Source organism: Streptomyces sp. NPDC048269 (genome assembly GCF_040652395.1).
Classification (GTDB): Bacteria; Actinomycetota; Actinomycetes; order Streptomycetales; family Streptomycetaceae; genus Streptomyces.
Genome location: NZ_JBEZLW010000016.1, coordinates 65,585 through 89,079, shown reverse-complemented (window position 1 = coordinate 89,079; position 23,495 = coordinate 65,585). Strand labels below are relative to the sequence as shown.

Here is a 23,495-nt window from a genome sequence, read left to right as displayed (position 1 = left end):
GCCAGATCCAGCAGGGGGCTACCGCCATGACGACAGGTCGGCTCGGGCAGCAGGCCGCGCCACCCAACGCCGCTTATTCGGGGCAGGTCGTGCATTTCCCGGACCCGGTCCGGGCCGCTCGGCATCCCCACGGAGTGCGGATGGGCGGCAACGGGCATCCGGACTTCTCCGCGTACGCGCGTGCGGCGGTGGAGATCGCTGAGCCGCCGGAGGGCTTCGGCGTGGACGAGCTGCGGCTGACGGACTACGTGTCCGCGAACGCCGCGATGCGGGCGGCCGGGCACGAGTTGTGGGACACGGTCGGCCCGGTGGCCACCCCGCACGGCTGGACCTGGCACCACGTGTCGGGTTCGCGGCGCATGGAGCTGGTCCCGGTCGAGGTGAAGGCCCTGCTGCGGCATCACGCGGGGCTCGCGACGGCGCCGGTGGACCACACGAAGCGCGGGACGCGGCCGTTGCAGGAGCTGCGTCCGGCGCACCTGGGTCTGCCGAAGTCGGTGGTGTCGGTCTCCGAGCAGCAGGTGCAGGGAGTCGAGGAGGACCTCGGCTACCGGCTGCCGGAGGCGTACCGCTCGTTCCTGAAGGCCGCGGGTGGCTGCGCTCCGGTGGGTGCGGCGCTGGACGTGGACCTCGGCCTGCTGGTGGACCAGCCGTTCTTCACGGTCCGTGAGGAGGCTGCGGTCAACGATCTGGTGTACGTCAACAAGTGCCTGCGGGACCACCTGACGAAGGACTACCTGTGCGTGGCCTTCGTGCAGGGCGGTCTGCTCGCCCTGAAGGTGAAGGGCGAGGGCCTCGGTTCGGTGTGGTTCTCCCCGTACGACGATGCGCGCGACCAGGACGGCTGGTCGGTGCAGGAGCGCGTGGAGCGGCTGTTGCTGCCGTGCGGCGGTGATTTCGACGCCTTTCTGGAGCGGTTGGCGGGCAACCCGCCGGAGCTTGAGACGGTGGCCGGTCTGATGGTGGACGGCGGATTCGCGCGCTCGGTTCCCGTGGTGGGGCCGGTTCCGGTGGTGCGTGCCGGTTCGGATGAGGGGTGACGGCGCTGTGGTGACATTTGCGCAGGCGCAGGAGCGCGCCGAGGAGTGGATCAACGGTGAGGTGCCGGCGTACCAGCACCGTGAGGTGCGGGTACGGGAGTTCGGGCTCGGGTTCGTGGTGTGGGCGGAGGACCGCGCGGCCGGTCCGGTGTCCGGTGGCGGCCGGCAGCGGCTGGTCATCGCGCGGGACAGCGGTGAGGTGACGCTGTGGCCGGGGCTGCCGGTGGGTGAGGTGATCCGCCGGTACGAGGAGGAGTACGGGGCGGCTGCTGTCGCGGTGGCTTCGGAGGCTTCGGTTCCGCCGCCGCGGATCGACTCGGAGCAGACGTCGTTCATGCTGAGCCCGCCGGAGTGGCTGCAGGAGGCTGCGGACCGGGCGGGGATTCCGGCTGCCGCGTCGTCGTCGCTTTCGTCTGCGGCTTCGCTCTCTTCCTCGTCTTCGTCTTCGTCTTCGCCGGCGAAGGCTCCGGCTGACCCGGCACCGGCACCGGCACCGGCTCCCGATCCCGCCCCCGCTCTCGTCGAGGCCGTTGCCGCCGCTCCGGAGCCGGCTTCGGCTCCCGGGTCCTTGGACGCGGTGCCGTTGCGGCGCGGCGGCGAGGTCCCGTACGAGCCGACCGCGAACGACGGAGTTCCGGCTGCTGTTGCGGCGGTCGTCCCGACGGGGGCAACTCCGTGGGCCGGGACCGATGTGAACCCGGGTGCGGACGACGCGTCCGTGCCGCTGCCGGCGACCGTGTTCGCGCCGCCGCTGTCCGGGTCGGACCTGGACGAGGCGCCGTCCTCCGGGGTGGCCCCGGAGGCGAAGACCACGCTGATGCCGGGCGGCAGCCAGCTGCCGCGGACCGCCGTCGTGCCGGCGCTGGGGGCGGAGGCGGGTGACATCGCGGACGCGCCGACGAGCAAGGCGCAGATTTCCCGGCCGGTTGCCCGGCAGGGTGGCCCTGTCGCCGGTGCGGCGGGTTCGGGCGCGGGTCAGCCGCCGACGCCTCCTGGTCCGCCGGGGGTTCCCGGGGGTTCGAGCGGTCGTGGGCTCGATCATGCGGCGACGATGCTGGCCGGTCCTGCGGTGACGGGTCAGCCTCCGGCGCCTCCTGGTCCGCCCGGGGTTCCGGGTGCCGGTGCGCCTCAGCCGCCCGGTCCTCCTGGTCCGCCGGGGGTTCCCGGGGGTTCGAGCGGTCGTGGGCTCGATCATGCGGCGACGATGCTGGCCGGTCCTGCGGTGACGGGTCAGCCTCCGGCGCCTCCTGGTCCGCCCGGCGCTCCGGGTGCCGGTGCGCCTCAGCCGCCCGGTCCTCCTGGTCCGCCGGGGGTTCCCGGGGGTTCGAGCGGTCGTGGGCTCGATCATGCGGCGACGATGCTGGCCGGTCCTGCGGTGACGGGTCAGCCTCCGGCGCCGCCCGGTCCGCCCGGCGCTCCGGGTGCGCCCGGTGTTCCCGGCGCAGGGCTCGATCATGCGGCGACGATGCTGGCCGGTCCCGCCGTGACGGGTCAGCCCGCGCCGCCCGGTCCGCCGCCGGCCGGCCCCGTCGCGCAGCCGCCGGCGCCCACCGGTGCGCCGACGGTCGGCCCCGGCTACCAGGCCGTACTGCGCTACCGCGCGCCCGACGGGTCCGAGCAGCAGCTCATCCGCCGTTCCGCGCCCGGTACCCCGCACCCCGAGTGGCAGATCCTGCACGAGCTGCGCGCCATGAACGTGCCGCCGCAGCAGGTGCTGGAGCTGCACACCGAGCTGGAGTCCTGTGAGCTGCCCGGCGGTTACTGCGCCCGGATGATCCGGGAGACGTGGCCGCAGGTGCGGATCACCAGCGTGGCCCCGTACGGCAAGGACCACGCGGGCCGTCAGCAGGGCATGCGTCATCTGCTCACCCATCAGGGGGAGCTGCACCAGGTGGCGGACGGGCCGGCGCGCCCCGCGCCGGTACGGGTGCCGCTGCCGCAGGTCCCGCTGCAGCCGGCGATCCCGCTGGACGCGATCGCGCAGGAGCTGGCGGGGGCGTTCGGCCCGCAGGGCGTGTTCCGCTTCGACCAGCGGGCGGTGTCCCGTCAGGGTGTGCCGGAGATCGTGGCGCAGACGCTGATGTGGTCGGGCCTGCCCGTCGATTTCGGGCCGTTCTTCTGGGCGCAGGCGGTGCCGGGCCAGCCGGTGCCGACGCTGGCGGAGATGGCCGCGCAGCGGCAGGTGGCGCCAGCGTCGGACGCGGGCTCGTACCTCGTGGTCGGCAGCGACTTCGGCAAGGCGCTGTGCGTGCAGTACGGCACCGCGCACATAGTGGCGGTGCCGGTGGAGGGTGGTCCGGGCGGTGCTCCGGTGCCGCCGCAGTTCGTGAACTCCAGCCTGCCGCAGTTCGTACGCTCCCTCGCGATGCTGGGTCACATGTGGCGGCTGCGCCAGCATCTGACGCCGGAACAGGCGGGTCGCTGGACCGTCGATTTCCAGGCGAATCTGGCGGGGCTGGACAGCGCGGCGCTGGCCTCTCCGGAGAGCTGGTGGTCGGTGTTGCTGGAGCAGATGTGGGACGGACTGCTCTGATCGGATGATCAGTTGAGTGGCCGGGCCGAGACCCCTGAACGGGGTCTCGGCCCGGCCATTCCGGCTTCTGGGAGCAAATGGCGCATCCTTGACAGGAATCCCCGCGAGAGAGGCGCTTCCAGGATGAGTGCACCCATTGCCACTGTGCGCGGCCGCGGCTACCGCACGGATGAGGTCGACCGGTATCTCGCGCGGCTCTCCGGCAGCCGTGACGAGGCCTGGGAGCGGGTGGCCCGGCTGACCGTCCTGGCGCGGCAGATGGAGGCGGAGGCGGCGCGGCTGCGCGAGGCGGTGTCCGTGCTGGCTCCGCAGACGTACGAGGACCTGAGCGAGCGCGCCCGCCGGATCCTGCTGCTGGCGCAGGAGGAGGCGGACTGCGTACGGGCGGAGGCGCGGGCGGACGTGTCCGCGACGCTGGGTGCGGCCGAGGCGTATGCGGACCGGGCGGCGGAGCTGGCGCGGGCGGACGCGGAGGCGGTGCGCGAGCAGACGGAGGTCCGGGCCCGGCAGGGGCTGCTGCGGGCGCAGCAGGAGGCGGACGCCGCACGGGCGGAGGCGCGGGCGGACGCGGAGGGTCGGCGGGCGGAGGCGGGGGCCGTGCTGGCGGAGATGCGGCGGCGGTCGGACGTGTTGCTCGCGGAGCGCGAGCAGGAGCAGGCGGAGCGGTGGGAGGCGGCCGAGCGGGAGCTGGCGGCGCGGGAGGCGGAGTTCGAGGCGCGGGCGGCGGAGGCGGAGCAGTACGCGGAGGGGCGGCTGGCGGAGGCGCGGCGGGGGTTCGCGGAGGCCGAGGAGTCGGCGCGGCACGGTCAGGAGGACGCGGAGGCGCTGGCCGCCGAGCTGGTCGCGGAGGCGCGGGTGGCGGAGGAGCGGGCCGGCCGGGAGACGGAGCGGATCCTGCGGGAGCACGCGGAGTCGCAGGAGGAGATGCGGGCGCACATGAACCACGTCCGTTCGAGCCTGGCGGCTCTGACGGGCCGGGCTCCGGCTGAGGGCTGACCGGGGGGAGGCTCGGCTGCGCGCAGCCCGGTGCCGGGGCCCGGCTACGGGAGGTCGGTGAGGAAGGCGGCGATCAGGGGGGCGATGGCCGGGAGGTGGGTCTCCAGGGCGAAGTGGCCCGCGCCGTCGAAGACGTGGACGGCGGCGTCCGGGACGTCCCGGAGGTAGGCCTTCGCTCCCTCGGGGGTGAAGAAGGGGTCGCCCGCGCCCCAGACGACCAGGACCGGCGGCCTGGTGGTGCGCAGCCAGGCCTGCCAGGCCGGGTAGTGGGTGAAGTTCGAGGCGTAATCGAAGGCGAGGTCCGTCTGGGCGTCGCCGCGCCCCGGCAGGCCGAGGTAGTGGACGTCGAGCGTCCAGTTGTCCGGGGAGATCAGGGTGGGGTCCGCGACGCCGGTCTCGTACTGGAAGCGGGTGCCTTCCAGGGTCAACAGCCCCCGGACCTGCTCCTCGTTGCCCGGCACCTCGCGCCGTAGCCCGGCGAACTCGCGGGCCGCGTCGGAGAGTCCCTCTTCGTACGCGTTGCCGTTCTGGACGATCAGGCCCGTGACGCGGTCCGGGCGGCGGGTGGCGATCCGCAGGCCGACCGGGGCGCCGAAGTCGAAGACGTACAGGGCGAAGCGGTCGAGGCGCAGGGCGTCGGTGAAGCCCTCCACGACGTCGGCGAGCCGGTCGAAGGTATACGTGAATCCGTCCGGGGCCTCGGTGCGGCCGAAGCCGGGGTAGTCGGGGGCGATCAGGCGGTACGGGGTGTCGCCGAGGGCGTCCATCAGGCGGGCGAACTGGTGCGAGGCGGTGGGGAAGCCGTGGAGGAGCAGCAGGACGGGGCCGTCGGCGGGGCCGCTTTCGCGGTAGGCGACGCGCACGCCGTCCACGTCGACGGTTCGGTACTGGACGGACGCGATCATCACATGCCTCCTGGTGGCTTGGTCCCATTAGTCTTGCCTCTGGATCCCTAACGGGTCAAGTGATTCGAGTAGCATTAGTTGCGTGACGTCTTTTCCATTGACCGGCGAACCCCTCGCCCTGGACCTCCTCAACACCCTGACCGCCGCGGGCGACCTCGTCGCCGGGCCGACGGGTCTCGCGGAGTGGCTGGCCGAGCAGGCCGGCCGGCTGACGCCGGTCGGGGAAGTGGGTGCGGCCGAGGTGGCCGCCGTACGGGCCGTACGGGAGGCCGCGCGGCCGGCGCTCGCGGCCGTGCGGAGCGGGGAGCGGCCGCCGGACGGTGCGCTGCGCGCGCTGAACGAGGCCATGGCCGGGGCACCGGCCCGCCGTGAGCTGGCCTGGACCGCGGAGGCGGGCCTGACGGTGGCTCCGCACCGGGTGGCCGTTCCGGCGCGGCGGCTCGCGGCCGAGCTGGCCGAGGCGGTCGCGGAGTTCCTGACGGATCCGCGGGTGGGTTCGGTCCGCGGCTGTGAGGCGGAGGACTGCGTCCTGCTGTTCCTGCCCCTGCATCCGCGGCGGCGGTGGTGCGTGGCGTCGGCCTGCGGTAATCGGGCTCGGGTGGCCCGCTACTACGCCCGCCACAAGCTTCCGTAGGCGGGCGCGGGCCCGGGCGCGCTGCGGCCGGGCCCGCGGGCAGGGGTGCCGCTGCGCGGGCCGGTCCCCGCCCCGGCGCCCTCGAAGACCCGGGACTCCGCCCCGGACCCGGCGCCTCAATCGCCGGCGGGGCTGCATCGTGCCGGCCCGCGGCCCGGGCGCGCCTCGAAGACCCGGGGGCTCCGCCCCGGACCCCGCGCCTCGAACGCCGGCGGGGCTGGATCGCGCCGGGCCGCGCCCAGGGCGCGCCTCGAAGACCCGGGGGCTCCGCCCCGGACCCGGCGCCTCGGACGCCGGCGGGGCCGGATCGTGCCGGTCCTGGTCAGCGCTTGGCCGCCGGGCCCTGCTGCGCCAGGCCCTGTTGCGCCGGGATGGGCGGGGTCGCGGGGGCGTAGTGGTACGGGTCGCTGCGGAGGCCGCGGGAGGTGACCACCACCGTGAACGGGGGGTGGGCCGTGGCCGGCAGGGGCGTTGTCAGGGTGCCCGTCAGCTCGTCGCACGTGGTGGGGAACGGGGTGTCGTTCACCGTGAGGCGGGGGTCCGTGAAGCCGCCGCCCTCGACCCTGAGCAGACCGTCGGAAATCGTGACGTTCGTGATCACCGGGTTCGCACGGGTGGCCATCTTGTTCACCAGGTACGCCCCCGCCGGTGCGCCCGTCAGGGCCCAGATCTCCGTGGGGAGGTGGGGGAGCCCGGCGCCCACGTCCGAGAGGAAGAACAGGATGACGTAGAGCATCGTGACCGCGCTGAGCCCGACGTACTGGAGGTCGACGAGGTCGGTCCGGCCGCTGTCGTTCGCGATCAGCTCCCGCAGGGGGCGGCGGCCCGTGGCCGTCGGCTTCGGCGCGGGCTTGGCCATGGTGCCGTTCTCCACGCGGATGCCGACCACCGTCTTCGCGGCGATCAGGGCCGCGTACGGGCCCCCGAGCAGCGGCAGGTACACCGTCGTGAGTGAGGACAGCGGGCCGTGCTCCCCCTGGAACCAGCCGATGCCGCCGCCCGCGGTGAGTCCGAAGCCGAGGGTCGTGAGCAGCAGCCAGACCAGGATCACCGTCCAGGCCAGGGCGAGCGCCGTGGAGGTGGAGAGCCGGCCGTCGCGGCCGGTGATGAAGCCCGGATGGCGGTGGAGCCGCCGGGCGAGCGGCCCGGCCAGTGCGGCGAGTAACGCCAGTGCGAAGAGTGCGGATGCCATGTCGTCGTCCCCCCGGAAACGGTTGTGCCCCAGGCTTACCCGTTGCTGCGGAGCATGACAAGTCGCCTTCTTCTGCGGCCCGTTACTCCTCGCTCTGCTCCGGCAGCACCGGGAACCGCCGCGGCGCCACCAGCAGCAGGACCAGCAGCGAGGCCACGGCCGCGCCCGTCGCGCCGAGGAAGATGTGGTCCACGGCGGCGGCCACGGCCTCGCGCAGGTAGTCGGCGGCGGCCTGGGGGAGCAGCCCCGGCTCGGCCAGGGCCTTCGACACGTCGTCCAGGTTGTCCGGCAGCCCGGGCATGGGGGCGTGCACCAGCCGGGCGGCGATGGTGGCGTTGGCGACGGCCCCCAGCAGGGCCGCGCCGATGCTCTGGCCCACCTGGCGGGAGAACAGCACGGAAGCCGTCGCGGTCCCGCGCTCCGCCCAGCCGACGGTGGACTGGACCCCGACGACCAGCGGGAGCTGGAAGATGCCGAGGGCGCCGCCCAGCAGCAGCATGATCAGCGCGGGCTGCCAGGGCCGCGCGGGATAGGGGAGCAGGGTGAAGGAGTAAAGGATCACCGCGGCCAGCGCGATCCCGACGGCCGCGGTGTTCCGGAAGCCGATGCGCCGGTAGACGTGCTGGCTGAACGCGGCGGTGATGGGCCAGCTGAGGGTCATCACGGACATGACCAGCCCGGCGCTGATGGGCCCGAGGCCGAGTACGGACTGGGCGTACGTCGGCATGAAGACCATCGGGGCGACCATCAGCAGGCCGAGCGCCCCCATGGCCAGGTTGACGGCGGCGATGGTGCGCCGGCGCCACACCCAGCCGGGCAGGATCGGCTCCTCGGCCCGGCGTTCGATCCGGACCACCACCACGGCCAGCACGGCGCTCGCGCCCAGCAGCCCCAGCGAGGGCGCGGACAGCCAGGGCCAGGCGACCCCGCCCTGGACGAGCGCGAACAGCAGCAGCCCGCCGCAGGCGAAGATGCCCAGCGCCCCCGCCCAGTCGACCGGGCCCCGGCGCCCGGGGGACCGTACGGGCTCCGCCAGGTGACGGGCGATCATCCACAGGGCGAGGGCGGCCAGCGGCAGGTTGATCAGGAAGATCCAGCGCCAGTGCGCGTACGAGGCGAGCAGCCCGCCGAGGGCCGGGCCGGCCACGGCGGAGGTGGCCCAGACGGTGGACATCCGGGCCTGGATCTTCGGCCGGTCCTTCAGCGGGTAGAGGTCGCCGGCCAGGGTCTGGACCGTGCCCTGGAGGGCGCCGCCGCCCAGGCCCTGGATGATGCGGAAGGCGATGAGGGCGGCCATGTTCCAGGCGAGCGCGCACAGCAGCGAGCCGACGAGGAAGAGGCCGATGCCGAAGAGCAGCACGGGCTTGCGGCCGAAGGTGTCGGACAGCTTCCCGTACACGGGCAGGGTGACGGTGACGGACAGCAGGTAGCCGGAGAAGAGCCAGGAGAAGACGGAGAACCCGCCGATGTCGCCCACGATCTGGGGGACGGCGGTGGAGACGATGGTGCTGTCGAGGGCGACGAGCGCCATGCCGAGCATCAGGGAGGCGACCACGGGGGCGGGCGGCCGCCCCGGCGCCGCCGGTCCCGTGCCGTCCGCCGCCGTGCCGGACCCGGAGCCTTTGGCCGAAACCGTGCTTCCGGACGGGCCGTCGCTCCCCCCGGGTATGCCGTCGGGACTTCCGTCCGCTCTCTCCCCAGACCCCACGAAGATTCCTTCCCCCTGCACGTACCTGCGGGGACCACCTTCTCACCGCCGCCGTGCCCGGCGATATCCCCCAGAGCCGCTCCCCCGAAGGGTGGAGAACCCCTAGGGGACGCTCCCCCCAACGGGCCAGGGGCCTTTCGTCCCGGCGGATGAGGAGACGGGGCGCGGCGCGTCCTTAACTGGTTCACATGGGCCGGGAGCCCGGGGGTGGGGTTAACCCCCGGATGGATACGGCGATGAGCACCAGCGCGCCGGACCCCGCCGCACCACAGACTTCACGACGGCGACGTACGCAGAACGAGAAGGAGAAACACCGTGACAACGGCTATGACCGAAACCAGGCACGGGGACGCCGGAGGCCACGCAGCCGTCGCGGCCCGGGCGCGGAAGGTCGTCAAGGCCTACGGCTCCGGTGAGACGCGCGTCGTCGCCCTCGACGCGGTGGACGTGGACATCCACCGCGGCCAGTTCACCGCGATCATGGGCCCCTCGGGCTCCGGCAAGTCGACGCTGATGCACTGCCTCGCCGGTCTCGACACGGTGACCAGCGGGCAGATCCACCTCGACGACACCGAGATCACCGGGCTGAAGGACAAGAAGCTCACCCAGCTGCGCCGTGACCGTATCGGCTTCATCTTCCAGGCGTTCAACCTGCTGCCCACGCTGAACGCCCTGGAGAACATCACGCTCCCCATGGACATCGCGGGCCGCAAGCCCGATGCCCAGTGGCTCAACCGGGTCGTGGAGACCGTCGGCCTGGCCGGCCGCCTCAAGCACCGCCCGACCGAGCTCTCCGGCGGCCAGCAGCAGCGCGTGGCGGTCGCCCGCGCCCTCGCCGCCCGCCCGCAGATCATCTTCGGCGACGAGCCGACCGGAAACCTGGACTCGCGGGCCGGCGCCGAGGTCCTCGGCTTCCTGCGCCGCTCGGTGGACGAGCTCGGCCAGACCATCGTGATGGTCACGCACGACCCGGTCGCCGCCTCGTACGCGGACCGCGTCATCTTCCTCGCCGACGGCAGGATCGTGGACGAGATGTACGGGCCCACGGCCGACCAGGTCCTGGACCGCATGAAGGACTTCGACGCGCGCGGGCGGACCTCGTGAGCAACGCCGTCCTGAAGACCTCGCGGCGCAACTTCATCGCCCACAAGGGGCGGATGGCGCTGTCGGCCGTCGCCGTGATGCTGTCCGTCGCCTTCGTCTGCGGCACCACGGTTTTCACCGACACGATGAACGCGACGTTCGACAAGCTGTTCGCCGTCACCAGTTCCGACGTGACCGTCAGCCCCAAGGCCGCGAAGGACGGGGAGGAGACCCCGGACCGCGGCAAGCCCGAGATGCTGCCCGGCTCGGTGGTCGCGCAGGTGGCGAAGGCCGAGGGAGTCAAGAGCGCCGAGGGCGGCGTCGTCTCGATGTCCGTCACGGTGGTCAACGCCAAGAACGAGAACATGGGCTCGACCAGCGGCGCCCCGACCATCGCGGGCAACTGGACCGACAACGAGCTGAAGTCCATGAAGATCACCGCCGGTCACGCCCCGCGCGGGCCCACCGAGGTGATGATCGACGCCGACACCGCGGACAAGCACCACCTGGGGCTCGGTGACGCACTGCGCACCATCGCGGTCACCGGCGACGTCCGCGCCACCATCACCGGCATCGCCACCTTCACCGTGACCAACCCGGGCGCGGCCGTCGTCTACTTCGACACCCCGACCGCCCAGCGGCACCTGCTCGGGGCCCCCGACGCCTTCACGCACGTCAACGTCACCGCCAAGGACGGGGTGAGCGACGACCAGCTCAAGCGGAACGTCGCCACCGCCGTCGGCGCGGACACCTACAAGCTCCAGACCGCCAAGGAAGCCGCGGACGCCAACCGCAAGGACGTCGGCTCCTTCCTCAAGGTCATGAAGTACGCCATGTACGGCTTCGCGCTGATCGCCTTCCTCGTCGGTATCGTCCTCATCTTCAACACCTTCTCCATGCTCGTGGCCCAGCGCACCCGCGAGATCGGCCTGATGCGCGCCATCGGCGCCGACAGCGGGCAGGTCCTCAAGTCCGTCATCGTCGAGGCCTTCCTCCTCGGCGTCGTCGGCTCGGTCCTGGGCATCGCCGTGGGCGTGGGCCTGGCCGTCGGGCTGATGAAGCTCATGGGCCAGATGGGCATGCACCTGTCCACCGACGATCTGACGGTCGCCTGGTACACCCCGGTCAGCGGTCTCGTCCTCGGTGTCCTCGTCACCCTCGTCTCCGCCTTCATCCCGGCCCGCCGGGCCGGCAAGGTCTCCCCGATGGCCGCCCTGCGCGAATCCGGCACCCCCGGCGACAGGAAGGCCGGCGTCGTCCGCGCCGTCCTCGGCCTGGTCCTCACCGGCGTCGGCGGCGCGGGGCTCTACCTCGCCACCGCCGCCGAGGAGGCCGGACCCGGATCGCTGTGGCTTGGCCTGGGCGTCGTCTTCACCCTCATCGGCTTCATCGTGATCGGCCCGCTGCTCGCCGCGGGCGTGGTGCGGGTGCTCTCCGGAGCGGTGCTGCGGCCGTTCGGGTCCGTGGGCCGGCTCGCCGAGCGCAACGCCCTGCGCAACCCGCGCCGTACCGGCGCCACCGCCGCAGCGCTGATGATCGGCCTCGCGGTCGTGGCCTGCCTGTCGGTGGTCGGCTCCTCGATGGTGGCCTCCGCCACCGACGAGCTCGACAAGTCGGTCGGCGCGGACTACATCGTCAACTCCGAGACGGGCCAGCCCGTCATGCCCCAGGTCGAACAGGCGCTGCGCAGCGCCCCCGGCCTCGACCACGTCACCGCCTACCGCGAGGTGGACGCCAAGGTCACCGCACCCGACGGCGCCACGGAGACGGTGGGACTCGGCGCCACCGATCCGACGTACGCCAAGGACATCCGGCGCAAGATGGTCGCCGGCGAGCACGCGGCGGCGTACGGCAAGGACTCGATGTCGGTCGGCTCGCAGTACGCCACCGCCCACCACATCAAGCTCGGTGACGAGCTGACGGTCGCCTTCACGGGCGGCAACACCGTCAGGCTCAAGGTCGCGGCGATCACCAGCGACGAGGGCAACCTCGACAAGACCATGAAGTACGTCAGCACGGCGGTCGCCGAGGCGAACGTCCCGGCCGACCGGATGCCGCGCCCCTTCATGCTGCTGGCCAGCGCGAAGGACGGGCAGTCCGACGCGACCGCGTACACGGCGGTCAAGGCGGCGCTGGCGGAGTACCCGCAGTACAAGGTGCGCAACCAGGCCGACTACAAGCAGTCCCTGAAGGACCAGGTCGGCCAGCTGCTGAACATGGTCTACGGGCTCCTCGCCCTGGCCATCGTCATCGCGGTGCTGGGCGTCGTGAACACCCTCGCCCTGTCGGTGGTCGAGCGGACCCGCGAGATCGGCCTGATGCGCGCCATCGGCCTCTCCCGCCGTCAGCTGCGCCGCATGATCCGCCTGGAGTCGGTGGTCATCGCCCTCTTCGGCGCCCTGCTCGGCCTCGGGCTGGGCATGGGCTGGGGCGCCACCGCACAGCAACTGCTCGCCCTGGAGGGCCTGAAGGTGCTGGAGATCCCGTGGCCGACGATCCTCGGGGTGTTCGCCGCCTCGGCCTTCGTGGGCCTGTTCGCCGCGCTGGTGCCGGCCTTCCGGGCAGGGCGGATGAACGTACTGAACGCGATCGCGAGCGAGTAGGGGAACCTGCCGCCGCGTTCGTACGGGGGAAGACGGGGGAGCACGGGGGAGTACGGGGGAAGGCGCCGGTCCGGGACCTTGGGGTCCCGGACCGGCGTCGTGCCACCCGCGTCATTCGTGGCGCATCAGGACGACGCCCTCGGCCTCGCCCACGACGGCGAACCGTTCGCCGGGGTGCAGCTGGCGGGCATAGCCGGCCGGGTCCTCGCCGGCCCACTTGGAGGAGTTGTCGAGGGTGATCCAGTCGGGGACGACGCCCTTGCTGCCGCCGATCCACAGCACGCGGCAGCGGGAGGTCAGCCGGGTCAGCGGGCCGGTGTCGGCCTCCACCGTCGCTCCGTCGGGGATCCGGTCGAGGAGTTCCTCGATCGCGGTGACCCGGGCGGGCTTCTCGTACGTACGGGGCTGCGCGAGCTTCTCGGTCGGCAGGCTGGTCGCACTGAGGGCGAGCCCGGCGGCGAGGACGGCGGTGGGCAGCTGGAGGGCGTACGCGCGCAGCCAGGGCCGCGCGCCGCGGCGGGCGGTGTCGATGGCGTCGACGAGGGCGAGGGCCACGACGGGCATGAGGACGGCGCTGTAGTGCCAGTCGGTGGACCAGTAGTGGTCGTCGCCGGACAGGAACCGCCAGCCGAGGGTGGGGGCGGCGACCAGCAGCAGCGGCGAGCGCAGGGCCAGCAGCCCGGAGGTCGGGATCAGCACCCAGGCCAGGGTGGTGAGCTTGGTGCCGACGCCGTCGAGGGGACCCGCGCCGTCGATCTTGTCCCAGTAGCCGTAGCCCGCCGTGGCGAAGGCCGGTATGAAGACGGTGAACACCAGGACGGCGAGGACGGTGGCGGCGACGGCGACGGCGAGGGCGGCCACCGCGGCCCGCCGGTGGGTGGGCCGGGCCCGCCAGGCGACGACCACGGCCAGGGCGGCGAGGGTGAAACCGAGGTCCTCCTTGACGAGGAGCAGCGGCAGCCCCCACAGCAGGGCGGCCCGCCAGCGCCGGGCGAGCACCGCCTCCAGGGCGAAGGCCAGCACGGGCACGGCGAAGGCGATCTCGTGGAAGTCGAACTCGACGGCCCGCTGGATCCCCCAGGACAACCCGTACGCGATCCCGACGGCGAGCCCGCGGGGCCTGCCGAGGAGCCGCCCGGCCGCCCTGGTGACGGGGAGGGCGGAGAGCGCGAAGAGCGCGGCCTGCGCGACGAGCAGGGTGACGGGGCCCGGGAAGATCCGGTAAACGGGGGCGAGCAGGGCGATGACCGGGCTGAAGTGGTCCCCGAGGATGTTGGCCCCGGGCCCCTTCAGATCTGCGACGGGCTCCTGCAGGTGCGCGTACGCGCGGATCGCCTGTTCGAAGATGCCCAGGTCCCAGGAGGCCCACTCCATGCGCCGGAACCGCCCGACGGACAGCACGAGGTAGACGAGGAACAGCCCGCCGGCCACCACGTACGGCCCGGGCCACCACCCCCGTCCCGGCGCCACGGGCGCGCGGGGCGCGGGCACCGGGCGGGCTATCGCATCGCTCGTCACGGACTCGTGCTCCTAGGTCGTGTCGTCAAAGTCCCGTCTGGCTGGAGGGGCCCCGCCCTCCGGGCGGCCGACGCTACTTTGACGACTCCCTAGGCCGGCCGGCGTCTCCCTCTCCGGCGGAAAGCGACACGGCGAGCTCAGACGGTCAGTACCGGGACATCGTAGAGCGGGATGAACTTGTCACGGGTGACGAGGGTCAGCCCTTCGCTCTGAGCCTGGGCGATCAGTATCCGGTCGAAGGGGTCACGGTGGTGGAGGGGGAGCTGACCCGCCCGGATGCCGTGGAGCGCGGTGACCGGCAGCGGCCTGAGCTGACAGTCTCGGGCTCGCTCCGGCAGGTCCTCCGGGCCGTCGAGCTTGCCGAGAGCCTGCTTGACCGCCAGTTCCCAGGGGGTGACCGCGCTGACGTAGGCGAGGCGCTCGGTGTCGAGCAGGTCCTTGACCGCGTCCGACAGCTGCGGGGAGTCCGTGAGCCACCACACGATGACGTGGGTGTCGGCCAGGAGCTTCACTCGGAGGCCTCGGCGTGAGGGAGCAGCCCGAAGGCCTCGGCGAAGCCGGCGTCGTCGGACATGTCGTCGAAGTCATCGGCGAACACCACGGGCTCCCTGACTGATCCGCGTGAGGTCCGGAAGACCTTCCCCGCGAGCGGGATCACCTTGGCGACGGGCTCGCCCGCCTTGCTGATGATCACCTCCTCGCCGGTGGCGACCGCCTCCAGGATCTTGGAGAAGTTCGTCTTCGCCTCGTGGACGTTGTACTGCCGGGCGGTTTCCATGAGGTCTCCAGGGCAGATATGGACTAACTGCTGGACCAAGCGTAATCAGGTCGGCCCAGTGGGCGCCAGCTCCGTCACCCCTGCGGGTGACCCGAATCCCCCGCGCGTGGGGCCGGGGGCCGTCGTAGGGTGGGAACCCCCGGCCCGTGCGACGTGTCGGGTCCTTCGCGTTGCCCCTTCACGACCTTCACCGGATGGAAAGCCTCTACATGAGCCTGCACGGACTGCTCGACGCCGTCACCCGGGATCCCGCCCTCGCCGAGGCGGTCACCGCGGCCGGGGACGGCAACCGCATGCACGTGGACCTGGTCGGGCCCGCCGCCGCGCGGCCCTTCGCGATCGCCGCGCTGGCCCGGCAGACCGGGCGGACCGTCCTCGCGGTCACCGCGACCGGGCGCGAGGCCGAGGACCTGGCCGCCGCGCTGCGCTCGCTCATGCCCTCGCCCGACGAGGTGGTGGACTACCCGTCCTGGGAGACGCTTCCGCACGAACGGCTCAGCCCGCGCAGCGACACCGTCGGCCGCCGGATCGCCGTACTGCGCCGCCTCGTGCACCCGAGCAAGGACGACCCGGCCGCCGGGCCCGTCTCCGTGGTCGTCGCGCCGATCCGCTCCGTGCTCCAGCCGCAGGTCAAGGGGCTCGGGGAGCTGGTTCCCGTGGCCCTGCGGCAGGGGCAGAGCGTCGACCTCGGCGAGGTGACCCAGGCACTGGCGGCGGCCGCGTACGCGCGCGTGGAGCTCGTGGAGAAGCGCGGCGAGTTCGCGGTCCGCGGCGGCATCCTCGATGTGTTCCCGCCCACCGAGGAACACCCGCTGCGCGTCGAGTTCTGGGGCGACGAGGTCGAGGAGATCCGCTACTTCAAGGTCGCCGACCAGCGGTCGCTGGAGGTCGCGGAGCACGGTCTGTGGGCCCCGCCCTGCCGCGAGCTGCTGCTGACCGACGAGGTGCGGCAGCGGGCGGCGGCCCTCGCCGAGGCCCACCCCGAGCTCGGCGAGCTGCTGAACAAGATCGCCGAGGGGATCGCGGTGGAGGGCATGGAGTCCCTCGCCCCGGTCCTGGTCGACGACATGGAGCTGCTGATCGACGTCCTGCCCGCCGGGGCGATGGCCGTCGTCTGTGACCCCGAGCGGGTACGGACCCGGGCCGCGGACCTCGTCGCGACGAGCCAGGAGTTCCTGATGGCATCCTGGGCCGCCACCGCGGGCGGCGGCGAGGCCCCCATCGACGTCGGCGCGGCCTCGCTGCGCGGCATCGCCGACGTACGCGAGCACGCACGCGAGCTCGGCATGATGTGGTGGTCGGTCTCCCCCTTCGCCGCCGACGAGGAGGCCGCCGGAGGGGACACGCTCAAGCTCGGCATGCGCGCCCCCGAGGCCTACCGCGGCGACACCGCCCGCGCGCTCGCCGACACCAAGGGCTGGATCGCCGACGGCTGGCACACCGTCTACCTCACCGAGGGCCACGGCCCGGCCGCCCGTACCGTCGAGGTGCTCGGCGGCGAGGGCATCGCGGCCCGCCTGGAGGCCGATCTGCGGGCGCTGGAGCCGAGCATCGTCCACGTCGCCTGCGGCTCGATCGACAACGGCTTCGTCGACCCGGCCCTCAAACTGGCCGTCCTCACCGAGACCGACCTCACCGGGCAGCGCTCCGCCACCAAGGACCTCGGGCGGATGCCGACCCGGCGGCGCAAGACGATCGACCCGCTGACCCTGGAGGCGGGCGACTACATCGTCCACGAGCAGCACGGCGTCGGCCGCTACATCGAGATGGTGCAGCGCACCGTGCAGGGCGCGACCCGCGAGTACCTCCTCGTCGAGTACGCCCCCGCCAAGCGCGGCCAGCCCGGCGACCGCCTCTACATCCCCACCGACCAGCTGGAGCAGGTCACCAAGTACGTCGGCGGCGAGGCCCCGACCCTGCACCGGCTCGGGGGCGCCGACTGGACCAAGACCAAGGCGCGCGCGAAGAAGGCGGTCAAGGAGATCGCCGCCGACCTCATCAAGCTGTACAGCGCGCGCATGGCGGCGCCCGGCCACACCTTCGGTCCGGACACCCCCTGGCAGCGCGAACTGGAGGACGCCTTCCCGTACGCGGAGACGCCCGACCAGCTCACCACCATCGCCGAGGTCAAGGAGGACATGGAGAAGTCCGTCCCCATGGACCGGCTGATCTGCGGCGACGTCGGCTACGGCAAGACCGAGATCGCCGTGCGCGCCGCCTTCAAGGCGGTCCAGGACGGCAAGCAGGTCGCCGTCCTCGTCCCCACGACCCTCCTCGTGCAGCAGCACTTCGGTACCTTCTCCGAGCGCTACAGCCAGTTCCCGGTCAAGGTGAAGGCGCTGTCGCGCTTCCAGGGCGAGGCCGAGTCCAAGGCCACCCTGGAGGGCCTGCGCGAGGGCTCGGTGGACGTGGTCATCGGCACCCACCGGCTCTTCTCGCAGGAGACGAAGTTCAAGGACCTGGGCCTGGTCATCGTCGACGAGGAACAGCGGTTCGGTGTCGAGCACAAGGAGCAGCTGAAGAAGCTCCGCGCCAACGTCGACGTGCTCACCATGTCCGCGACGCCGATCCCGCGCACCCTGGAGATGGCGGTGACCGGCATCCGCGAGATGTCGACGATCACCACCCCGCCCGAGGAGCGGCACCCGGTGCTCACCTTCGTCGGCCCTTACGAGGAGAAGCAGATCGGCGCGGCCGTCCGCCGTGAACTGCTGCGCGAGGGCCAGTGCTTCTACATCCACAACCGGGTCGAGTCGATCGACCGGGCGGCCGCCAAGCTGCGCGAGATCGTGCCCGAGGCGCGGATCGCGACGGCGCACGGGCAGATGTCCGAACAGGCCCTGGAGCAGGTCGTCGTGGACTTCTGGGAGAAGAAGTTCGACGTGCTGGTGTCGACCACGATCGTCGAGTCCGGTATCGACATCTCCAACGCGAACACCCTGATCGTGGAGCGCGGCGACAACTTCGGCCTCAGCCAGCTGCACCAGCTGCGCGGGCGCGTGGGCCGCGGCCGCGAGCGCGGGTACGCGTACTTCCTGTACCCGCCGGAGAAGCCGCTGACCGAGACCGCGCACGAGCGGCTCGCGACGATCGCCCAGCACACCGAGATGGGCGCCGGCATGTACGTGGCGATGAAGGACCTGGAGATCCGCGGCGCGGGCAACCTGCTCGGCGGCGAGCAGTCCGGGCACATCGCGGGCGTCGGCTTCGACCTGTACATCCGCATGGTCGGCGAGGCCGTGGCCGACTACCGGGCCGCCGTCGAGGGCGGGGCGGAGGAGGAACCGCCGCTGGACGTCAAGATCGAGCTGCCGGTCGACGCACACGTCCCGCACGACTACGCGCCCGGCGAGCGGCTGCGCCTGCAGGCGTACCGGTCCATCGCCTCGGCGAACTCCGAGGCGGACGTCAAGGCCGTGCGCGAGGAACTCACCGACCGCTACGGCAAGCTGCCGGAGCCGGTGGAGAACCTGCTGCTGGTGGCCGGGCTGCGGATGCTCGCCCGCGCCTGCGGCGTCGCCGACATCACCCTCCAGGGCCCCAACATCCGCTTCGGGCCGGTGGAACTGCGCGAGTCGCAGGAGCTGCGCCTGAAGCGGCTCTACCCGGGGGCGGTGCTCAAGCCCGCCACCTCCCAGGTGCTCATCCCGCGCCCGAAGACCGGCAAGATCGGCGGGAAGCCGCTGGTCGGGCGGGAACTGCTGGCCTGGACGGGGGAGTTCCTCGCCACCGTCCTCGGTTCCTGACAGCCGTGGCGGCCGGGAGCCCGCACTGCGGACTCCCGACCGCCACGTATCCCGTTTGCGACGGTAAGCCCGTTTGGGGTGGTCTGCTCGCCGGGGTCCGGAAGCCGCTGCTCAGACGGCCTGTGCGGCGACCGTGCAACGGTTGGGCACATCCCCTCACCATGGCCGGAAACGCTGTATACGCTCAGACCCTGCAATCCTTTCCGCACGGCCCGTCAGGAGCACCGATGCACGGCCCCGGCTACCCGCCGCAGCATGGTCACCAGCCCAGTACCGGGGGCGTGGTGACCCTGCGCGTGCTGTTCACGCTGCTGCCGATCCTGAGCTGTGGCTTCCTGGCCTGGGCCACGATGCTGAGACTCGCCATCGTGACCCGCGCGGCCCGCGACTGGACGCTGCTCGCCGTCAGTTGTGTGCTCTCCGTCAGCTGGGTCGTGCTCATCGGCCTCGACCCGACCCCCGACACCGACGGCTGGCAGGGCAACACCGGAGCCTTCGGCACCCTCCTCACCGGCTTCGCGACCTGTGTCTACTTCCTCGTCGCCGACATCCGGCACTACGAGAAGCGGGCCGCCGTCCCCTCCGCGCAGTGGTACCCGGCGCAGCCCGCGCGCCCCGCCTACGGCTACCCGCCCGCCCAGGTTCCCGCCCAGACGCCCGTGCCCCCGCAGGTTCCGCCGCAGCCGACCCCGCCCCCGCGCATCGGGCAGGTCCGCGCCGAACTCGACGAGCTCAGCGAACTGCTGCGCAAGCAGACCCCGCCGCCCGGCGGCCCCTACCGGGACCCGAACACGACCGCGATCCAGGACCCGAATCAGTGACCGACCGGCTCATCGGAGACCGCTACCGTCTGGCGAGCATCCTGGGACAGGGCGGCATGGGCCAGGTCTGGACGGCGTACGACAAGCGCCTGGACCGCCGTGTCGCCGTCAAACTGCTGCGCCCCGACAAGGTCGCCGGCCCCGGCACCGTCGCCGAGGAGCTGCGCCGCCGTTTCGTGCGCGAGTGCCGGGTCACGGCGCAGGTCGACCACCCCGGCCTGGTCACCGTGCACGACGCGGGCAGCGACGGTGACGAGCTGTTCCTCGTCATGGGATACGTCGAGGGCACCGACCTCGCCGACCACCTCGCCCAGCACGACCCGTACCCCTGGCCGTGGGCGGTCTCCGTCGCCGCGCAGCTGTGCTCGGTCCTCTCGGCCGTGCACGCGGTGCCGATCGTCCACCGCGACCTGAAGCCGCGCAACGTGATGGTCCGCCCGGACGGCACCGTCCTGGTCCTGGACCTCGGCGTGGCCTCGGTGATGGACACCGACACCACCCGTCTCACCAGCACCGGCACGCCGATCGGCAGTCCCGCGTACATGGCGCCCGAGCAGGCGATGAGCGGCGCGGTGGGCCCGTACACCGACCTCTACGCGCTGGGCGTGCTTCTGTACGAACTCCTCAGCGGCAACGTCCCCTTCGCCGGCTCCACCGCCCTGGGCGTGCTCCACCGCCACCTGTACGAGCCGCCGGCTCCGATCCGTCCGAAGCGCCCGGAGATTCCCGCCGAGCTGGAGGCGGTCCTGCTCCGCCTGCTGGCCAAGGACCCGCAGGACCGCCCGGCGTCCGCGCAGGAGGTCTACGAAGCCCTCGCACCGCTGCTGCCCGCCCGTGGCGGCCGCGCCCCCTCCGGCCCGCTCGACCCCACCCGCCCCTTCCTGCGTCCGCACGCACCCTGGCCGGACCGGGCCACGGTGATCCCGCCCCAGCCGACCTCCCCGCCGAAGCAGCAGCCCGACATCCCCGCCGCCGTGGACGAGGCGCGCAAACTGCTGGACCAAGGACAGCTGACCCAGGCCGGTGACATCCTCGGCGGCATCCTCCCGGCCGCAGCCGCCCAGCACGGCGAGCACTCACCGGTGGTCCGCTCGCTGCGCAAGCAGTACGCCGCCACGCTGATGGACGACGGCCAGTACCGCCGTGCCCTGCCGGAACTGCGCCGTCTCGCCGACGAGTTCCCGGCCGGTGACCCGCAGTCGCTGCGCTTCCGCTACGACTCGGCGCAGTGCCTGGAACAGCTCGGCGAACCGGCCGCGGCCCTGGCCGAGTACCGCTCGCTGCTGCCGTTCTTCGAGAACCACTACGCCAACCCGGACCCGGGCCTCCCCCTGGAGGTCCGCCGCCGGATAGCCCACCTGCTGCTCTCCCTCGGCGACCGGCAGGCGGCCCACGACACCCTGGCCCGCCTGCTGTTCGACGCGGAACGCCTGCACGGCCCGAACCACCCCTTCCCGGGCGAGGTCCGCCGCACCCTGCACTGGCTCGGTCAGGTCCGCTGACGCCGTTGCCCGAGGCCCAGGCCCAGGACGACCGCCAGGGCCAGCGCGGCCACGGCCGTGCCCGGGACGAGACCAGGGGGACGGAAGACGCAGTCCAGACGGGTGGTCCCGGGCTCCAGGGGGACCGCGACCAGGCCCAGATACGCCGACGCCGGGCGGCCGTTGCAGGTCCACCCCGCGATCGCGGGGACCGACACGACCGCCGTGCCCGTGCTGCCCGCCGGAAGCGTGGCCCGGACCTCCGCGGAGCCGACCGCGACCGAGGTGGCGGCCGTGGCGCGCAGCCGGTCCACGGCCGCGGCCAGCCGGCCCCGGTCCAGGCAGGACAGCGCCCACCGGGAGGGCGCGGCCTGGTCGAACACCAGCGGTGAGGACCCGCCCCGCGAGACGCCCAGCGGCTGGACGGCCGCCCGGTTGCGCGGGGCGTTGCCGTTCAGCCGCAGCGGCGGTCCGCCGGCGAGGCGGGCCGTCGCGTTGTACTCCGGCGCCCACAGGTAGGCCTCCGTGCCCGCGCGGCAGATTCCCGGCGCGAGCGGATCCTCGTACACGCGCGCGCCCAGCAGCAGTTCCTGGTTGGCGAACGGGGAGTCGCCGTAGGCGCCGGGAGCGCCCGGCGGCCGGGTCGTGACCAGCGGGGGCACCTCGGCGCGGGCGATCGTGCCGTCCGGCCGCAGCCGGGCGCCGACCGCGAAGACGGCGTCCGTGACCGGGCTGTCGATGCTCTGGACGCTGCGCCCGCGCGAGGTCCAGCCCGCGCCCAGCGCCACCATGGTCCGGGTGAACACCGCCGGGGTGTGGCTGCTGTAGTACGAGCCGCCCTCCCCGCCCAGCAGCATCGGGTCGTTGCCCGTCAGGGCCGGCCGGCCAGGGTCTGTCCGGTACGCCGGCCAGCCCTCGGCGCCGGCCAGCGTCCCTGCGCGTGCGGTGTGCGCCGCGGACCAGGACGGGTAGTCGTCGAGACCGCCCAGCTTGCCCTTGTGCCCGTACGCGGTCGTGGCCGCGGCCTGCCCCACCAGTACGGCCGCCAGCAGCGCGGCCGCGGGGAGCGCCAGGCGGCGTGGGCGCAGGTGCAGCGCCCACCAGCCCGCGGCCGCCAGTGCCAGCCCGCCGCAGAAGAGCGCGTACCCCCAGACCGTCACCAGCGTGCTCCCGCGCGCCCACAGCGCCGCGGCCGCCAGCACGCCCGCTCCGGCCGCCAGCGCCCGCGGCCCCGGCGGTCCCGCCGCCAGCCCGGTCCAGGCGGCGATCACGGCGATCCCGGCCAGCACGAAGGTCTGCCGGTACGGGCTTCCGTTCGGGGTCGCGAACAGGTGCCAGGCCAGGTGCGTCGGCGCCCACTGGAGGGAGAGCGCCACGGCCGCCGTCAGTCCCGCCCACGCCAGCCGGGTGCGCGGCGGCACGGCCCGGTGGAAGGGCAGCGCGGCCACCAGCAGCAGCGTCCCGGTGCCGACGAAGACGGCGGGGGAGGAGAAGGAGTACGTCGCGGGCAGCAGCCGGGCGAACAGGTCCGCCCAGGACACCGGCCTGAACTCCTTGACCCAGCCCGGATGGGCCTGCCCGGAGCTGAGGAACAGGGGCGCCAGGACCGGCGCCGCGAGCGCGATCCCCAGCACGGTCGTCCCGGCCGCCCGCCCGACCACTGCCGGCCGGGTCCTCGCACCCCCACGCGTCAGCACCACCCGTACCAGCAGCACCAGCGCCGCACCCAGCGTCGCCATGTAGCCGGTGTAGAAGTTCGCCGTCCAGCAGACGGCCACGACCAGCGGTGCGAGCACGATCCGCCGCCCGCGCAGGGCCCATTCACCGGTCAGGCACAGCAGGGGGAAGGCGATCAGCCCGTCCAGCCACATCGGGTTGTAGGAGGCCTCGATCACCGACCAGCCGCACAGCGCGTACGAGGCCCCGAGCAGCCCCGCCGCCCACCAGGCCCCGCGGCGGTGCGTGCGCAGCAGCCAGGTCATCGCCGCCGCCGCGGCCGCCGTCTTGAGCACGGTGACCACGTACACGGCGAGATCTGTGTCCGCGCGCGGGAAGAGCCCGACCAGCAGCGATAACGGGCTGGTCAGGTAGGTCCCCAGATCGGGCAGGAAGCTCGTGCCGTACCCGGACTGCCAGTTGAACAGCAGCCCGCCTTCCGCACGCCCGTGCAGGAGGTCCCACAGGTGCGCGTGGAAGGGGACGAACTGATTGCCGAGATCGTTGATGCTCCGGTGGCGCGGTCCGTACGGGAAGACGCGGGCCACGGCGTCGCCCGCGCACACGGCCAGCGCCGTGAGCAGGGCGGCAAGGGACGAGCCGAGCAGGCTCGTGCGGCGCGGTGAGTTGTACGGCGAGCGGTGCGGTGTCGACATGGTGCGCCGACCTTGGCAGCGCCGCAGGGCCGGGGGATGGCCGTGGAGTGACCCCGGCACGAACAACGGCGCACCCCGACAGCTC

At 72.9% G+C, this 23,495-nt stretch carries 16 protein-coding genes; 9 read left to right on the top strand and 7 right to left on the bottom strand.

All coding sequences use genetic code 11. From position 1 onward, the window contains the following. Nucleotides 1–26: 26 nt before the first annotated feature. The 3 genes from AB0D48_RS19715 to AB0D48_RS19705 all read left to right on the top strand — a co-directional run bounded on the left by AB0D48_RS19715 (nt 27) and on the right by AB0D48_RS19705 (nt 4,569). A complete protein-coding gene (locus AB0D48_RS19715; protein WP_362398046.1) occupies nt 27–1,040 on the top strand; it encodes an SMI1/KNR4 family protein in 1,014 nt (337 codons plus the stop codon). After that, nucleotides 1,030–3,573: an SUKH-4 family immunity protein gene (locus AB0D48_RS19710; protein WP_362398043.1), complete on the top strand. Its 2,544-nt coding sequence runs from the start codon at nt 1,030–1,032 to the stop codon at nt 3,571–3,573. Before AB0D48_RS19715 ends, AB0D48_RS19710 begins: the two co-directional genes overlap by 11 nt. 123 nt (nt 3,574–3,696) lie before the next feature. After that, nucleotides 3,697–4,569: a cellulose-binding protein gene (locus AB0D48_RS19705; RefSeq protein ID WP_362398040.1), complete on the top strand. Its 873-nt coding sequence runs from the start codon at nt 3,697–3,699 to the stop codon at nt 4,567–4,569. Nucleotides 4,570–4,613: 44 nt separating this feature from the next. Here the strand turns inward: AB0D48_RS19705 and AB0D48_RS19700 are convergent, their stop codons facing one another. Then, complete coding sequence (locus tag AB0D48_RS19700; RefSeq protein ID WP_362398037.1) at nt 4,614–5,474, bottom strand: alpha/beta hydrolase; 861 nt, start codon at nt 5,472–5,474, stop codon at nt 4,614–4,616. Between the two features lie 82 nt (nt 5,475–5,556). Here AB0D48_RS19700 and AB0D48_RS19695 point away from each other — a divergent pair, with 82 nt between their 5' ends. After that, the gene (locus AB0D48_RS19695; RefSeq protein ID WP_362398034.1) at nt 5,557–6,108 is read left to right on the top strand and encodes a CGNR zinc finger domain-containing protein; all 552 of its coding nucleotides are present in this window, start codon (nt 5,557–5,559) and stop codon (nt 6,106–6,108) included. Between the two features lie 322 nt (nt 6,109–6,430). Here the strand turns inward: AB0D48_RS19695 and AB0D48_RS19690 are convergent, their stop codons facing one another. Both AB0D48_RS19690 and AB0D48_RS19685 read right to left on the bottom strand, forming a co-directional pair. After that, nucleotides 6,431–7,300, bottom strand: coding sequence for a hypothetical protein (locus AB0D48_RS19690; protein WP_362398031.1), 870 nt, complete (start codon nt 7,298–7,300; stop codon nt 6,431–6,433). 82 nt (nt 7,301–7,382) lie between these two features. Next, on the bottom strand, nt 7,383–8,840 hold the full coding sequence (locus tag AB0D48_RS19685; RefSeq protein WP_362398221.1) for an MFS transporter: 1,458 nt from the start codon (nt 8,838–8,840) through the stop codon (nt 7,383–7,385). A gap of 483 nt (nt 8,841–9,323) precedes the next feature. On the opposite strand from AB0D48_RS19685, the gene AB0D48_RS19680 reads away from it, so the two are divergent. After that, complete coding sequence (locus tag AB0D48_RS19680) at nt 9,324–10,112, top strand: ABC transporter ATP-binding protein (protein WP_362398028.1); 789 nt, start codon at nt 9,324–9,326, stop codon at nt 10,110–10,112. A gap of 53 nt (nt 10,113–10,165) precedes the next feature. Then, the gene (locus AB0D48_RS19675) at nt 10,166–12,694 is read left to right on the top strand and encodes an FtsX-like permease family protein (protein WP_362398218.1); all 2,529 of its coding nucleotides are present in this window, start codon (nt 10,166–10,168) and stop codon (nt 12,692–12,694) included. A 111-nt stretch (nt 12,695–12,805) separates the two neighbouring features. Here the strand turns inward: AB0D48_RS19675 and AB0D48_RS19670 are convergent, their stop codons facing one another. The 3 genes from AB0D48_RS19670 to AB0D48_RS19660 all read right to left on the bottom strand — a co-directional run bounded on the left by AB0D48_RS19670 (nt 12,806) and on the right by AB0D48_RS19660 (nt 14,990). Continuing rightward, nucleotides 12,806–14,212, bottom strand: coding sequence for a DUF2079 domain-containing protein (locus AB0D48_RS19670; RefSeq protein ID WP_362398025.1), 1,407 nt, complete (start codon nt 14,210–14,212; stop codon nt 12,806–12,808). 137 nt (nt 14,213–14,349) lie between these two features. Beyond that, nucleotides 14,350–14,724, bottom strand: coding sequence for a type II toxin-antitoxin system VapC family toxin (locus AB0D48_RS19665; protein ID WP_362398022.1), 375 nt, complete (start codon nt 14,722–14,724; stop codon nt 14,350–14,352). Beyond that, the gene (locus AB0D48_RS19660; protein WP_362398019.1) at nt 14,721–14,990 is read right to left on the bottom strand and encodes a type II toxin-antitoxin system prevent-host-death family antitoxin; all 270 of its coding nucleotides are present in this window, start codon (nt 14,988–14,990) and stop codon (nt 14,721–14,723) included. The genes AB0D48_RS19665 and AB0D48_RS19660 overlap by 4 nt, the downstream gene beginning before the upstream one ends. A gap of 209 nt (nt 14,991–15,199) precedes the next feature. On the opposite strand from AB0D48_RS19660, the gene mfd reads away from it, so the two are divergent. The 3 genes from mfd to AB0D48_RS19645 all read left to right on the top strand — a co-directional run bounded on the left by mfd (nt 15,200) and on the right by AB0D48_RS19645 (nt 21,059). Then, entirely contained in the window at nt 15,200–18,736 is a 3,537-nt protein-coding gene (mfd, locus tag AB0D48_RS19655) for a transcription-repair coupling factor (protein ID WP_362398215.1), read from the top strand. Nucleotides 18,737–18,963: 227 nt separating this feature from the next. Beyond that, a complete protein-coding gene (locus tag AB0D48_RS19650; protein ID WP_362398016.1) occupies nt 18,964–19,557 on the top strand; it encodes a hypothetical protein in 594 nt (197 codons plus the stop codon). After that, a complete protein-coding gene (locus AB0D48_RS19645) occupies nt 19,554–21,059 on the top strand; it encodes a serine/threonine-protein kinase (protein ID WP_362398013.1) in 1,506 nt (501 codons plus the stop codon). The genes AB0D48_RS19650 and AB0D48_RS19645 overlap by 4 nt, the downstream gene beginning before the upstream one ends. Here AB0D48_RS19645 and AB0D48_RS19640 read toward each other — a convergent pair. Next, entirely contained in the window at nt 21,047–23,410 is a 2,364-nt protein-coding gene (locus AB0D48_RS19640) for a YfhO family protein (protein WP_362398010.1), read from the bottom strand. The two genes, AB0D48_RS19645 and AB0D48_RS19640, sit on opposite strands and share 13 nt — an antisense overlap. Between the last annotated feature and the right edge of the window lie 85 nt (nt 23,411–23,495).

Excerpts from the sequence above, each read along its gene's own strand:
- AB0D48_RS19640 (WP_362398010.1), bottom strand. The coding sequence starts at position 23,410 with ATGTCGACACCGCACCGCTCGCCGTACAACTCACCGCGCCGCACGAGC.
- AB0D48_RS19650 (WP_362398016.1), top strand. The coding sequence starts at position 18,964 with ATGCACGGCCCCGGCTACCCGCCGCAGCATGGTCACCAGCCCAGTACC.
- AB0D48_RS19685 (WP_362398221.1), bottom strand. The coding sequence starts at position 8,840 with ATGCTCGGCATGGCGCTCGTCGCCCTCGACAGCACCATCGTCTCCACC.
- AB0D48_RS19705 (WP_362398040.1), top strand. The coding sequence starts at position 3,697 with ATGAGTGCACCCATTGCCACTGTGCGCGGCCGCGGCTACCGCACGGAT.
- AB0D48_RS19675 (WP_362398218.1), top strand. The coding sequence starts at position 10,166 with ATGGCGCTGTCGGCCGTCGCCGTGATGCTGTCCGTCGCCTTCGTCTGC.
- mfd (WP_362398215.1), top strand. The coding sequence starts at position 15,200 with ATGAGCCTGCACGGACTGCTCGACGCCGTCACCCGGGATCCCGCCCTC.
- AB0D48_RS19715 (WP_362398046.1), top strand. The coding sequence starts at position 27 with ATGACGACAGGTCGGCTCGGGCAGCAGGCCGCGCCACCCAACGCCGCT.
- AB0D48_RS19690 (WP_362398031.1), bottom strand. The coding sequence starts at position 7,300 with ATGGCATCCGCACTCTTCGCACTGGCGTTACTCGCCGCACTGGCCGGG.
- AB0D48_RS19710 (WP_362398043.1), top strand. The coding sequence starts at position 1,030 with ATGAGGGGTGACGGCGCTGTGGTGACATTTGCGCAGGCGCAGGAGCGC.
- AB0D48_RS19700 (WP_362398037.1), bottom strand. The coding sequence starts at position 5,474 with ATGATCGCGTCCGTCCAGTACCGAACCGTCGACGTGGACGGCGTGCGC.
- AB0D48_RS19660 (WP_362398019.1), bottom strand. The coding sequence starts at position 14,990 with ATGGAAACCGCCCGGCAGTACAACGTCCACGAGGCGAAGACGAACTTC.